Origin of the sequence: Amorphus sp. 3PC139-8, assembly GCF_040750475.1 — a bacterium.
Classification (GTDB): Bacteria; Pseudomonadota; Alphaproteobacteria; order Rhizobiales; family Amorphaceae; genus Amorphus.
Genome location: NZ_JABJVY010000004.1, coordinates 157102 through 170854, shown reverse-complemented (window position 1 = coordinate 170854; position 13753 = coordinate 157102). Strand labels below are relative to the sequence as shown.

The 13753-nt window shown below is 65.8% G+C and carries 11 protein-coding genes; 4 read left to right on the top strand and 7 right to left on the bottom strand.

Going from position 1 to position 13753, the window contains the following annotated elements:
- Positions 1-28: 28 nt before the first annotated feature.
- From HNS03_RS06150 to HNS03_RS06135, 4 genes are all read right to left on the bottom strand, one after another.
- Positions 29-1312 (bottom strand): TRAP transporter large permease, encoded by a 1284-nt coding sequence (locus HNS03_RS06150; protein WP_367193815.1) that lies wholly within the window; start codon positions 1310-1312, stop codon positions 29-31.
- Positions 1309-1800: a TRAP transporter small permease gene (locus HNS03_RS06145; RefSeq protein ID WP_367193814.1), complete on the bottom strand. Its 492-nt coding sequence runs from the start codon at positions 1798-1800 to the stop codon at positions 1309-1311. Before HNS03_RS06145 ends, HNS03_RS06150 begins: the two co-directional genes overlap by 4 nt.
- Before the next feature lie 85 nt (positions 1801-1885).
- Positions 1886-2884, bottom strand: a complete 999-nt coding sequence (locus tag HNS03_RS06140; protein WP_367193813.1) for a DctP family TRAP transporter solute-binding subunit — start codon at positions 2882-2884, stop codon at positions 1886-1888.
- A 37-nt stretch (positions 2885-2921) separates the two neighbouring features.
- Positions 2922-4568 (bottom strand): amidohydrolase family protein, encoded by a 1647-nt coding sequence (locus HNS03_RS06135; RefSeq protein WP_367193812.1) that lies wholly within the window; start codon positions 4566-4568, stop codon positions 2922-2924.
- A gap of 374 nt (positions 4569-4942) precedes the next feature.
- Here HNS03_RS06135 and HNS03_RS06130 point away from each other — a divergent pair, with 374 nt between their 5' ends.
- From HNS03_RS06130 to nikE, 4 genes are all read left to right on the top strand, one after another.
- Entirely contained in the window at positions 4943-6568 is a 1626-nt protein-coding gene (locus HNS03_RS06130) for an ABC transporter substrate-binding protein (protein WP_367193811.1), read from the top strand.
- Positions 6569-6720: 152 nt separating this feature from the next.
- On the top strand, positions 6721-7752 hold the full coding sequence (locus HNS03_RS06125; RefSeq protein ID WP_367193897.1) for an ABC transporter permease: 1032 nt from the start codon (positions 6721-6723) through the stop codon (positions 7750-7752).
- A complete protein-coding gene (locus HNS03_RS06120; RefSeq protein ID WP_367193810.1) occupies positions 7749-8606 on the top strand; it encodes an ABC transporter permease in 858 nt (285 codons plus the stop codon). The genes HNS03_RS06125 and HNS03_RS06120 overlap by 4 nt, the downstream gene beginning before the upstream one ends.
- Positions 8599-10209: a nickel ABC transporter ATP-binding protein NikE gene (gene nikE, locus HNS03_RS06115; RefSeq protein ID WP_367193809.1), complete on the top strand. Its 1611-nt coding sequence runs from the start codon at positions 8599-8601 to the stop codon at positions 10207-10209. The genes HNS03_RS06120 and nikE overlap by 8 nt, the downstream gene beginning before the upstream one ends.
- 39 nt (positions 10210-10248) lie before the next feature.
- Here the strand turns inward: nikE and HNS03_RS06110 are convergent, their stop codons facing one another.
- The 3 genes from HNS03_RS06110 to HNS03_RS06100 all read right to left on the bottom strand — a co-directional run bounded on the left by HNS03_RS06110 (position 10249) and on the right by HNS03_RS06100 (position 13669).
- Positions 10249-11487, bottom strand: a complete 1239-nt coding sequence (locus HNS03_RS06110; RefSeq protein WP_367193808.1) for a saccharopine dehydrogenase NADP-binding domain-containing protein — start codon at positions 11485-11487, stop codon at positions 10249-10251.
- 50 nt (positions 11488-11537) lie between these two features.
- Positions 11538-12635, bottom strand: a complete 1098-nt coding sequence (nspC, locus tag HNS03_RS06105; protein ID WP_367193807.1) for a carboxynorspermidine decarboxylase — start codon at positions 12633-12635, stop codon at positions 11538-11540.
- Positions 12636-12748: 113 nt separating this feature from the next.
- A complete protein-coding gene (locus tag HNS03_RS06100) occupies positions 12749-13669 on the bottom strand; it encodes a 3-hydroxyacyl-CoA dehydrogenase family protein (protein ID WP_367193806.1) in 921 nt (306 codons plus the stop codon).
- Positions 13670-13753 lie beyond the last annotated feature (84 nt).

The following is a 13753-nucleotide window of genomic DNA, read 5'->3' as shown; positions in this document are numbered from 1 at the left end:
ACCGGTGTCCACTTCGCCTGGAAATGCTCTACCGAACCAATGAGGGCAGGGCGAGCGTCACCCAGGGCACGTAGGCCACCAGGGCAAGCACGACCATCATGATCAGGAGCATCGGCCAAAGCGCCTTGGCGACCTCCTCGATCGAGAGTTTTGAGATCGCCGCGCCCACGAACAGGGAGTAGCCGAACGGTGGCGTCGCCATGCCCATCGCGAGGTTGATCACCACCAGCGCGCCCAGATGGGTCGGATCGAGCCCGATCTGGTTGCCGATCGAGGTCAGGATTCCGCCCAGGATGATCATGGCGGCGATGTTGTCCATCACCGCGCCGATGAACAGCAGGAACAGGTTCAGAAGCAGCAGGATCACGATCGGGTTGGACGACACCGACAGGATGCCCGAGGCGATGGTATCGGGAAGCTGTTCGATCGCCACCAACCAGCCGAAGGCGGAGGCGACGGCGATGATAAAGCAGACGATGGTGGAGGTGCGCATCGACTGCAGCATGATCGCGCCGAGATCGGAGAGCTTCAGCTCGCGATGGATGAAGAAGCCGACGATGAAGGCGTAGGCCACGCCGATCGCGGCCGCTTCGGTGGGCGTGAACACGCCGCCATAGATGCCGCCCAGGATGATGACGGGCGCGGCCAGCGACCACTTGCCCTGGTTGAGCGCGGAGCGCAGCTCCGGCCAAGTGGCGCGCTTGACGTCGGTCATGATGTTCTGGCGCCGGGCGGTGAAATAGCAGACCGTCATCAGACCGACAGCGACCAGGAAGCCGGGGATGATGCCGGCAAGGAAGAGCTGGCTGATCGATTCTTCCGCGACCACACCCCAGATGATCATCGGGATCGAGGGGGGAATCATCTGACCGATCGGACCGGAGGCGGTGGCAAGGGCGGCGGAGAAGTCGCGCCGCCAGCCGCGCTGCTCCATCTCCGGCACCATGATGCCGCCGATCGCCGCCGTGGTGGCCGGCGCGGAGCCCGAAATCGCCGCGAAGAAGGTGGCCGACAGAACCGTCACCATCCCGAGCCCGCCGGTGACGTGCTGGACCAAGGCCTGGCAGACCTTCACCAGTCGTCGCGACAGGCCGCCATGCATCATCAGATCGCCGGCAAGCACGAAGCCCGGGATCGCCAAGAGCGAGAACACCTGGGTGCCGGCGATCACGCGCTGGGCGAGAACGACGAAGGGGAAGTCGGCCACATAGAGGCCGGCGATCGCGGCAAGCCCGATGGAGAACACGATCGGAACGCCGGTCAACAGGCCGCCGAGGAAGACGAGGAGAATGGTCCAGGACGCGTCGCTCATGACGGGCTGTCCTCTTTGAGGTCGAGCGGTATCAGCAGGCGAGTCAGAGCGTGCAGCGCGCCGAGGACGCCTGCGACCGGGGCCACGACATGCAGCCACTCGATGGAGATGCGCATGGCGGCCGTCACCTGGCCGAAGGTCGAGTCCACATAGGTCGCGCCGGACCAGGCGAACACGACGCAGAAGGCCAGCACCGCAGCTGCGACGACCCGCGACCAGACCAGGCGCACCGGTTCCGGCAGCGCGGAGATGATGAACACCAGCCGGACATGAGCGCCGTCGCGGATTGCCGAGGTGGCGGCAAGCAGCGTGGTCCAGGCGAAGAGAATGATCGCCAGCTCTTCGGTCCAGGAGAACGCCGAGCCGAGCACATAACGCGAAAAGACTTGCAGGATCAGGCAGAGGATCATCAGCGTCGCAGTCGCGATGACGATCCAGCCGGTCACCCGCGCGACCTCACGGGAAATCCGGTCGAGCAGCGTGAGCATGACGGTTCGAAGCCTTCGTTGGAGCTCCCGTCTCGGGCGTGACCACCCCGGGGAGTGAACTCCCCGGGACGGACGATAGCCGAGACTATTGTTGGACCTGGGAGAGGGCCTTGTCGAACAGGTCCGGGCCGACCTCGCCTTTGAAGGACTCGTAGACCGGCGTCACCTTCTCGCGGAACGCGGCCGCGTCGGAGACGTCGTTCACCTGCATGCCGGCGGCCTTCAGCGTGTCGATCAGCTCGGCGGCGTTCGCCTCGGTCCTCTCGCGCTGCGTGGCGATCGCGGTCTTCGCCGCCTCGCGCACCGCTGCCTGCTCGTCCGGCGTCAGCTTGTCGAAGAAGCGCTTGGAAGCGAGCAGCCCGAGCGCGGAGTAGGTGTGCTTGGTCAGCGACAGATACTGCACCACGTCGGCATATTTGTTGGAGGCGATCACGGCGAGCGGGATCTCGAGTCCGTCGATGGTGCCCTGCTGGGCGGCGGTGAAGGTTTCGCCCCAGGCCATCGGCACGGCGTTGCCGCCGAGCGACTGGAACATGTCGATGAAGACCGGATTCTGCATGACCCGGAACTTCACGCCGGAGACGTCGTCGGGCTGATTGATCGGGCGGGCGTTGTTGATCATGTGGCGATAGCCGCCCTCGGCGAAGCCGAGCCCGATGATGCCCTTGGACTCCAGCTTGCTCATGAGCTCCTGGCCGACTTCGCCGTCCAGCACCTCGTGGGCCTGGTCCTCGTTGGCGTAGAGGAACGGCATGTCGTTGAGCTGGAAGGCGGGCTCCAGGTTGGCGATCGGGGCGTTGGTGATCACGCCGATATCGAGGGTGCCGAAGGTCAGCGCCTCCAGCATCTGCTTTTCGTCGCCGAGCTGGTTGTTCGGGAAGAACTGGAAGGTGAACTTGCCCGGAAGCGCCTTCTCCACCTCCTCGGCGAACTGCCGGGCGGCGATGGCGTAGGGATCCTTCTCGCCGTCGGACGTGGTCCAACCGATACGCACGGTCTGCGCGGCCTGGGCCGAGCCGAGCGAGAGCGCGAGGGCGGCCGCGGCTGTTGCCGCGAAGACTCGGCGCCTGGTGAAGTCGAACATTGGGATACCTCCCGAGGTTGTTTGTTTCAGTGGGAAGTTACACGTCGAAGCCGTAGAGCTTCGCCGGGTTGTCCGCGAGAATGCGATCTCGCGTCGCTTGGTCCGGCGCCCAGTCGAAGAGCATGTCGAGCAAGTCTCCGTCGTTGGGCATCGGAACGTTTACGTACGGATGCGGCCAGTCGGTCGCCCACAGCACCCGCTCCGGATTGGCCGCGATGATCGCCTTGGCGTAGGGCGCGACGTCGGAATAGGGCGGATGGGTCTGGGTGGTGATGCGGTAGGCGCCCGACAGCTTGACCCAGGAGCGGCCGTCCTTCAGGAGCGTAAGCATCTCCTGGAAGCCGGGGTGGTCGGTGCCGATGGAAGTCGGCATGTGGCCCATGTGGTCGAACACCGTATCCACCGGCAGCTCGCCCATGGTGGCGCGCAGGTCGGCGAACTCCGAGACGTCGATCAGCATCTGGAGATGCCAGCCGAAGGGCGCGATCCGCTGCGCCAGCCGACGCACGTCGGAGACCTCGATCCCGCTCTTGAACAGGAGATTGATGCGCACCCCGCGCACGCCGGCGGCGTGCATCTCTTCCAGTTCCCGCTCGGGGATATTTTCGTCGACCACGACGACGCCGCGAAAATTCGGCCCGCCGGCCTTTACGGCATCAATGGTGGCGCGGTTGTCGGTGCCGTAGACGCTCGGTTGCACGATCACCGCGCGGGAGATGCCGAGTGTCTTGAGCATGTGCCGATACTGCTCAAGCGAGGCGTCCGGCGGCGTATAGGTGCGGTGGGGGGTGTAGGGATAGGTCCCGGCCGGTCCGAAAATATGGGCGTGACAGTCGCAGGCCCATTCCGGCGGCGTGAATTTCGGCGGGCGCGGAGTCGGGTCCGCCGCCGCACAGGCCGGAATGGTGGTGTCACCAATCAACGTCATTCTGCTTTCTTCCCATCCTTGCAGACCGCGCAGGCCAAGTCGGTCGGCCGAGCGCAACAGGTGGTTCCAGACCGCGCGACGGGCCTGGTCGGGGTCGCCGACGCGCACGGCTTCGAGGATTGCCGCGTGCTCGGCCAAAAGGCTCGGCGCGGCGGCCCGGTCGCGGGGGGCGTGGCGCTGCTCGGCCTCGAGGCTGGCGGCGATGCGCCCGCCGACGAATTGAATGAAGTCGCTGAAGTGCGGATTGTTGGTCGCGCGCGCGAGCACGCGGTGAAACTCCTGCTGTTCGGCGATCGCCGACACACCCTCTTGGAGTCTGGCTCTCAGGGTCACGAACGCCGCCTCCAGCTCGGCGAGCTGATTGCGGGTGCGACGGCGGGCGGCCATGGCGGCGCCGGCCACCTCCATCTCCATGCGCAATTCCAGGATCTGGCGCAGGTCCTCGATGGTGCGCAGGCGCTCGACATCGATTCGGAAGGCGGAGGTCTTGGGATCGGCGGTGACGAAGGCGCCGATGCCCTGGCGGGTTTCCACCAGGCCTTCCTGGCGCAGCTTGGCAATCGCCTCGCGAATGGCGCTGCGGCCGACACCGAACTCCCGGCAGAGGGCGGCCTCGGTCGGCAGGCGGTCGCCAGGGGTGAGGGCGCCGGCCTCGATCCGTTCGGTGATCTGATCCGCGATCTCGTCCGGCAGACGCTTCGGCCGTTCCAGCGATCGGAACGTTGCCGCACCCGCTCCGGACGTGCTTGCCGTCATCTTGCTCGCCCTCCCGGGTCGATCTGTTGCTTTTGACCTCTCGTTAGCAGGTCTTCAGATGTCTGACAACTGAGGATGACGCCCCTGCCGGTGCTCGTGAGAGGGGAAGTGAGACGCTGGTCCGGTCGACGTTGGCGGGGGCGGTTGTCGTTTGGGGAAGCTGGCGGGCGCCATGCGTGATGCGTTAGCGCATAACGCACTGTGCGCAGGCGGCCGCGCACAGTGCGCGAAGAATTGCGCATGTCTGCGCGATCCGGCATCAGAGTGCGGCATCGCGCAGCAGGGACGAGTCCCTCTGGCCTCGATCCGGCGGCGACGGTGCAGGGGGCGGGATGAGGGCATCCCCGCCGGGCCGACATTTTGAGGAGGAAGGCGTGCCGAGTTTGGTTTCCAGTATCCGTCACGGTCTGATCGCTTTGAGCTTCGTCGTGGGCGCAGGCGTTCTGGCCATCGGACCCGTCGCTGCGCAGACGCGGGAGGAGACGCTGCGCGAAGTGATCAGCGGGACGATCAATTCGCTCGATCCGATGACGCTCGGGGCGACCCCGGCATCGCTTGCGCTGAGCGCGGCGACCTATGACCGGCTGATCGCCTTCGAGCGCAAGCCCCAGGAGGACGAGCCCGGCACCTACGTGTTTACGTTTTCCAAGCTGCGCGGCGAACTCGCCGAGAGCTTCGACGTGAGCCCCGACGGCCTCACCATCACGATCCACCTTCGCCCCGACGCGGTCTGGCAGGACGGCTCGCCGGTGACGGCCGCGGACGTGAAATGGTCGCTGGACCGCGCTGTCAGCGCCGACACCATGTCGAAGGCACAGCTCAAGACCGGCTCGCTGACAAGTCCGGATCAGTTTACGATCGTCGACGAGCGGACCGTGCGCATCACGCTGCCTCAGGTCGACCGGCTGGCGCTGGCGAACCTCGCCTCGCTCTATGCCCCGATGTTCAACGCCGAGCTGGTCAAGCGCGAAGCCGGTCCGGACGATCCCTGGGGCGTGGAGTGGCTGAAGACCCATACCGCATCGAGCGGAGCCTATGAGGTCGCCCGTTTCGAGCCCGGCGAGGCGGTTGTGCTTGAGCGCAACGACGATTGGAAAAGCGGCCCGATGCCGGCCTTCGAGCGCGTGATCGTGCAGACCGTGCCGGACCCGTCGCTGAGGGCCAGCCTGGTTGCGCGCGGCGATGCCGATGTGACGACCGACCTTCTGGCGGAGGATTTGGTTCGCCTGCGCGATGACGATGCGGTGAAGGTCATCGCGGCGGCACGACCGAGCGCGTTCATGGCGGTGATCTTCAACACCCAGATGGCGCCGTTCGACGATCCCAAGGTGCGCCAGGCGATTTCCCTGGCCTTGCCCTACGAGGCGATGTTCCAGACGGCGGTGTCCGGCCTCGGCGGCCGGCTATATGGTGCCGACTGGACCGACCAGCCGCCAAGCGCGGACTTTCCCCAGGCGCTGCCGCTCCACACCGACGTCGTGGCCGCCAAGGCCCTGCTCGCCGAGGCCGGCTATCCGGACGGCTTCGAGACCACGCTGTCCTATGCGGTCGCCCGGTCTTCGTGGGCGGAGCCTTCGGCCGCGCTTGTGCAAGAGGCGCTCGGCAAGATCGGGATCACGGTCCGGATCGACAAGCTGCCGGATCCGCAGATGGCCGAGGCGATCACGGAGAAGCGGTTGCCGATGCTTCTGGAGCGCTCCTACGCGCTGTTTCCGTCCGCGGAATATTTCTTCCGCATCTTTTTGAGCGGGGACTCCCGCTGGAACTTCTCAAGCTGGAACAACCCGGAGGTCAACGCGCTGTTGCCGAAGGCGCGCTTCGAGCCGGACCAGGCGGCCTATGACACGCTTGCCAAGGAGATGATTGCGATCGCGGCCGATCAGGTGCCGATGGCCTTCCTCTGGCAACCGACCCAGGACGTGGTGATGGGGACCGATATCGACGGCTTCACCACCTGGTATCACTATTATATCGACGTCCGGGACCTGAAGCGCCGCTAGAGCATTTCCAGGCCAAGTGGAAACCGATTGGCCGTCCGGAAATGCGTCAAAACAAACGGTTAGAGCCGTTCAGCGATTCCATGAACAGCTGAACGGCTCTAGACATGGCCGTCGGCCGGCGGCCGGCGGACGGGCGGCGGCGAGAGCAGACGATGCGGGTGGTGAGCCTCCTTCTGGCACGCGTGGCGAAACGGTTGTTGGCGGCCCTTCCCGCAATCGCCGGGGTGCTCGTCCTGACGTTCGTTCTGCTGCGCGTGCTGCCCGGCGACCCGGCGAGCCTGTATGCCACCTCGCCATCGGCGGGGGAGGCCGAAATCGCGGCGATCCAGGCGGACCTCGGGCTGGACCGGCCGCTGCCCGAACAGTTTTGGATCTACCTCCGGGATCTGGCGCGCGGAGACCTCGGCACATCCCTGATGACGGGCCGGCCGGTTGTCGCCGATCTGGCGCGTCGGCTTCCGGCTTCGCTGGAGCTGATCGCGGCGGCCTTCGCGCTGGCGCTGCTGGTGTCCCTGCCGCTCGGGATCGCGGCGGCGCTGCGGCCGCACAGCCTCGTCGATCTCGGCGCCCGCGTCTTGGCGACGGTCGGTATCGCGGTGCCGACCTTCGTTACCGGTCTGGTCCTGATCGAGATCTTTTATGTGCTCTTCGGTTGGGCGCCGGATCCGACCGGCCGGCTCGACATCTTTCTGATCCCGCCGGAGCAGGTCACCGGGTTTCTTGGCCTGGATGCGCTGATTGCGGGCGATCACGCCGCATTCTCCTCCGCACTTGCCAAGCTGGTGCTGCCAACCGTGACGCTCGCCGTCTTCGTCATGGCACCGATGGTGCGCATCACGCGCACGGCGATGCGGGCGGCCATGGCGAGCGATTTCGTCCGCACCGCCGAGGCGATGGGCCTGTCCCGGTTTCGGGTCGTGCTGGTCTATGGCCTCGGCAATGCGCTGCTTCCGGTGCTGACCCTCTGCGGAACCGTGATTTCCACCCTTTTGGGGGCAAGCGTGCTGGTGGAAAAGGTGTTCGCCTGGCCCGGCATCGGCTCCTATTCCGTCGACGCGCTGATGGCTGGCGATTTTGCCGCCGTTCAGGGCTTCGTGCTGATGATGGCCGGCCTGTTCGTCCTGATGAACCTGGCGATAGATCTTTGTTACCGCGCCGTCGACCCGCGCGTGTCGCTAGCATGAGCGTGCGCACGGCCATCGACAGGCGCAGGAGCTGGGCCGCTCGGTTTGACCTTGCGGCCTTGATCGGCGGCTTCGCCGTCGCGGCTCTGGTCGTTGTCGCCGTTGCTGCTCCCTGGCTTGTGCCCTACGACCCCTATGCCTCCAATGCGGCGCAAGCGCTGCAGCCGCCCAGCCTCGCTCATTGGGCGGGCACCGATCAGATCGGCCGGGACGTGTTCTCACGCCTGTTGATCGCCGCGCGGCTGGATCTTCTGATCGCGGCGGCAGCGGTGTTCGCCTCTTTCGCCATAGGCACTTTTGCCGGCGCGCTGGCCGGCTATTTCGGTGGCTGGTTCGATCGGGTCACCGGTCGGCTGGTGGACGTGCTCCTGGCCTTTCCGCTGTTCGTGCTGGCGATGGCGCTGGCCGCAGCACTCGGCACCGGCGTGGCGAGCCTCATCGTCGCGACGGCGGTGGTCAATCTGCCGTTCTATGTGCGGCTGGCCCGGGCCGAAGTGAATGCCCGGCGCGGCCTCGGCTGGGTGGAGGCGGCGCGACTTTGCGGCCGAGGGCCGCTCGGCGTGGTGTTCGGCGCATTGGTTCCCAACGTGCTGCCGGTTTTGATGGTGCAGGCTTCCACCAATCTGGCCTGGGCGATCCTGAATGCTGCCGGCCTGTCCTTTGTTGGCCTGGGCGTGCATCCGCCCACGGCGGAGTGGGGCATGATGGTCGCCGAAGGTGCGCGCTATCTGGCAAGCGGCCATTGGTGGCTGGTGGTGTGTCCCGGAGGCGCTCTTGCCGCCGCCGCGCTCGCCTTCACGCTTCTGGGCGATGGTCTCGGCGACCGGCTCGACCTGCGGGGCCGGGATGGCTGAGGATGTGTTGCAGGTCGAAGGGCTTTCCGTCCGCTACGGGGGGCACGGCGCTCAGGAGGCGGCGCTGCGCGAGGTCTCCTTGTCCATCGCGTCGGGCGAGGTGGTCGCGGCGGTGGGGGAGAGCGGGGCGGGCAAGAGCACGTTGGCAGCCACCGTGCCCCGGCTGCTGCCCCCCTCCGCAACGATTACCAATGGTTCGGTCCGCTTTGTTCGCGAGGAACTGACGACGGCGTCTCCCGCTCGGATGCGTGTGTTGCGCGGTGGGGAGATCGCGATGGTTTTTCAGAACCCGCGCGCGGCGCTGAACCCGATCCGCCGGATCGGCCGGCAGATCGCCGATGCCGTCCGTGCCCACCGATCGTTGCCGCGGCGTGGGGCGCGGGCGGAGGTTGTGGCGCTCCTGGAGGCAGTGAAGATCGCCGATCCGGAGCGCGTGGCGAACGCTTATGCCCACGAACTCTCCGGCGGCCAGTGTCAGCGTGCCTTGATTGCGCTCGCGCTGGCCGGGCGGCCACGGCTTTTGATCGCCGACGAGCCGACCACTGCGCTCGATACCGTCACCGGTGCGGCGGTGATGGAACTGCTAGCCGGACTCGTTGCCGAACGGGACATGGCGATGCTGTTGGTCACCCATGATCTCGCGCTTGCGGCCAAGCGGGCCGACCGGATCGTCGTGATGAAGGCCGGGCGGGTCGTGGAGACCGGGCCGTCGTCGTCGGTGTTGGCGACGCCGGGCGACGCCTACACGCGGGCGCTTGTGGCGGCGACGCCGCGAACCGGGCGAGGGATTGAGGCGATCGCAAGCGAACAGCTGCCGCCGGTGCGTCCTGTCGCGGTGGAGGCCGAGCCGCTGCTCGCCGTCTCCGATCTCTCCATGCGGTTTGGTGCCGTTCAAGCTCTCGATCGAGTGTCGTTCGAGGTTCGGCGAGGCGAAAGCCTTGGGATCGTCGGGGAAAGCGGGGCCGGCAAGAGCACGCTCGCTCGGCTGATCTGCCGGTTGGATGATCCATCCGCGGGCGCAATCCGGTTCGAAGGACGGGAAATCGGCAAAATCCCGGCCCGTGGCTTTCATCGCATGCCGGAGCGCAGGCGAATCCAGCTCGTGTTTCAAGATCCCGGCGGCAGCCTCGATCCGAGGCTGACCGCGTTCGAGGCGATTGCCGAACCGCTGAGGCGGATGGCGGCGCTGGGAGGAGGATGCCTCAAGGAAACGGTCGCGGATCTTGCTGAACGGGTTCAACTGTCGAGGGAGCTTCTTGAGCGTCCTCCGCACACGCTTTCGGAAGGCCAGGCCGCGAGAGTCGGGATCGCCCGGGCGATCGCGCTCTCCCCGAATCTGCTGGTGCTCGACGAGCCGACCGGCGCGCTGGATGTCTCCGTCCAAGCGGCGATCCTGACGCTTTTGGAACGGCTGAAGCGGGAGATGGGATTGTCATTCGTCTTCATCAGCCACGACCTCGCGGTCGTGCGGATGATGTGCGAGCGCGTGGTGGTGCTGCGCGACGGGCGGGTTGTGGAAGCGGGTCCCACCGAAACGGTGTTCAGCCAGCCGGCGGAGGATTACACCCGCCGGCTGATCGAGGCGCTGCCGGTTTTAGAGTAGGCCCAGATCGGGCCCAATCAATCCGGCATTGGCAGAGAGTTACGCGAACAAAGGTTCTTGCCGGTTGCCTTCCCGAATCCAGGTCGGAAGTCCGATCTTCCCGAGCACCGACAGGAACGGTTTCGGCGGAAGGTCTTCCACGTTGGCCATCCGGCCGACGTCCCAGGTGCCGTCGGCGATCAGCATGGCGGCCGCCACCGGTGGCACACCGGCGGTGTAGGAAATTCCCTGGCTGCCGACTTCCTCGAACGCGTCGGAATGGTCGGCCACGTTGTAAAGGAAGACCTCGCGCGGATTGCCGTTCTTGGTGCCCTTGACCAGGTCGCCGATGCAGGTCTTGCCGGTGTAGGTCGGCGCCAGCGAGGCCGGATCGGGCAGCACGGCCTTGACCACCTTCAGCGGCACCACCTCCTGGCCTTCCGCCGTGGTCACCGGCTGCTCGGAAAGCAGGCCGAGATTGTTGAGCACGGTGAAGACGTTGATGTAGTGCTCGCCGAATCCCATCCAGAACCGCACGGTCGGCACGTCCAGGCGCTGCGACAGCGAATGGATCTCGTCGTGGCCGCACAGATAGGTCGGCTGGCGGCCGACCACCGGCAGGTTCCAGTCGTGGCGCACCTCAAACATCTCGTTGGAGACCCATTCGTTGTTCTGCCAGGTCAGGACTTCGCTGGTGAACTCGCGGAAATTGATCTCCGGATCGAAGTTGGTCGCGAAATAGTGGCTGTGGCTGCCGGCGTTGACGTCGATGATGTCGATCGTGTCGATGGTATCGAAATAGTCGTCGCGGGCGAGCGCGGCATAGGCGTTGACCACGCCCGGATCGAAGCCGACGCCGAGCACGGCGGTCACGCCGGCCGCGTCGCATTCCTTGCGCCGCTTCCACTCGTAGTTTTCGTACCAGGGGGCCCCTTCCTGGGCCTTCAGCGGATCTTCGTGAATGGCCGTGTCGATATAGGCGGCGCCGGACTCGATGCAGGCCGACAGCACCGACATGTTGATGTAGGTCGTCCCCACGTTGATCACGATGGAGCTGTCGGTCCGGTCGATCAGATCGACGGTGGCCGACACGTCCATGGCGTCGAGCTGATGCGCTTCGATCGCGCCGGGAACCTTGAGCGCATCGGTCTCGGCCACGGAAGAGACGATCGCCTCGCCTTTTTCCACGGTGCGTGAGGCGATGTGAATGTCCCCCAAGACATCGTTGTTCTGGGCGCACTTGTGCGCGACGACCTGCGCCACACCCCCGGCACCGATGATGAGGACGTTTTTCTTCATGTCGGTGATCAGCTCCTTTGCGATATCAGTTCTGTGTCAGCTTGCGTTTCTCAAGAAAGGCTGTGTTCGTAGTCGGAAAAATCGAATTCGCGCACGACGCGGACCGTCCCGTCGAGTTCCTTGACCGCGATCGACGGCATCTTGACGCCGTTGAACCAGTTCTTCTTCACCATGGTATAGCCGGCCGCGTCGCGGAGCGAGATCCGGTCGCCGATCCGGAGCGGATCCTGGAAGCGGAATTCGCCGAAAATATCGCCGGCCAGGCAGGATTTGCCGCAGACCATGTAGGAATACGGTCCCTCATCCGGCGAGATCTCGGCGCTGGCGCGGTAGATCAGGAGATCGAGCATGTGTGCCTCGATCGAGCTGTCGACGATGGCGAGGCGCTTCTCGTTCTCCATCACGTCGAGGACGCTGACCTCCAGGGTCGTGGAGTTGGTGATCGCCGCTTCGCCGGGCTCCAGATAGACCTGGACGCCGTAGCGCTCGGAAAACGCCTTCAGCCGGGCCGCGAATGCGCCGATCGGATAGTCTTCGCCGGTGAAGTGGATGCCGCCGCCGAGGCTGACCCAATCGACCTTGGAAAGAAGCGGGCCGAAGCGGGCCTCGATGTCGTCCAGAAGCTGGTCGAACAGCGCGAAGTCGGCGTTTTCGCAGTTGTTGTGGATCATGAAGCCGGAAACCCGGTCCAGGGCGGCTTCGATCCGGGTAGGATCGCGCTCGCCCAGCCGGCTAAAGGGGCGCGCCGGGTCGGCAAGATCGAAGCTCGACGAGCTGACGCCCGGGTTCAGGCGCAGCCCGCGCACCAGGCCCTCCGACTGGGCGGTAAAGCGGTCGAGCTGGCTGAGCGAATTGAAGATGATCTTGTCGGCGTGCGAGACGACCTCGTCGATCTCGTCGTCGCCGTAGGCCACGCTGTAGGCATGGGTCTCGCCGCCGAACTTCTCGCGCCCCAGCCGCACCTCGTAGAGCGAGGAGGAGGTGGTGCCGTCCATGTGCGCGCGCATCAGATCGAACACGCACCAGGTGGCGAAGCATTTCAGCGCCAGCAGCGCCTTTGCGCCGGAAAGCTCCCGCACCCGGTCGATGATCTCCATGTTCCGCTGCAACGCCGCCTTGTCGATCAGATAGTAGGGCGTGCGGATCATCGGCGAGTCCCTTCGGTTTTTTGGGCGGGGACCCCGGGACATAGGCAACTCAGCGTCGGTAGGCAACCGCGCTGAGTGCGCTTTTTGCGTTTCCAGCCGAAACGGAGCGGTCGTTAGGCCTCCAGAATGGTCTCCAGCCGCTTCAGATGGGTCGCGAGCCGGCGGTGCAGGGCCGCGGCCTCCTCCTTGCTCCAATGGTGAAAGCCTTCGCCGGACTTCATGCCGAGCCGGCCGGTTTCCACGAGCTGTTCCAGATAGGGGGAAGGATCGGGACGGCTTTCCAGGTCGGAGAAGATTACCCGCGCGATGTCGAGCAGGAGATCAGTGCCGACCAGGTCGGCGTTCTCCAGCGGGCCGATCACCGCCAGTCGGCGGCCGAAGCTCTCCTTGACCACGGTGTCGACGGCATCGGCGTCGCAGATCCCCTTTTCCACCAGGCTGACGGCCTCGCGCCAGAGGGCGAGCTGCAGCCGGTTGCCGATGAAGCCTGGCACGTCCTTTTCGACCCGGACAGGGCGCTTGCCGACCTCCACCAGAAGATCGAACACGGCGTCGATCGCGCTGTCGTCGCTCCACTCGGTGCGGATCACCTCCACCAGCGGGATCATGTGAGGCGGGTTCCACCAATGGGTGCCGAGCGCGCGGCCGCGCCGGGTGAGCCCGCCCATGATGGTGGAAATCGGAATCACCGAGGTGTTGGAGGCGAACAGGCAATCCGGCTTTGCCGCCGCCTCGATCTCGGCAAACAGCGCCTGCTTCAGCGCCGGCTTTTCCGGTGCGGCCTCGAACACCAGGTCGGCGTCCGCCACGGCGGCTGGGATCGCGTCGGTCACGGCAATGCGCGACAGAAGCGCGTCCGTTTCCGCCGCGTCGCAGCCGATTGCCTCCGCACTCACCCGGATCCGATCGGCAAGGTCTGCGCGTGCGGCCTCGTTCGGGTCCTGAACCGTCACCCGGCGCCCGGAGCGGGCGAAGGTCAACGCGATGCCGTGGCCCATCAGGCCGGCGCCGACGACTGCGATCTGGTCTATCATGGCTGTGTTCTCTCCCCCGGCCGTTGCGGCCTCTTGTTGCCCGTTCCGCGCGCTCCGGCCGGTTTCAGCCGAGACCGCGGTCTT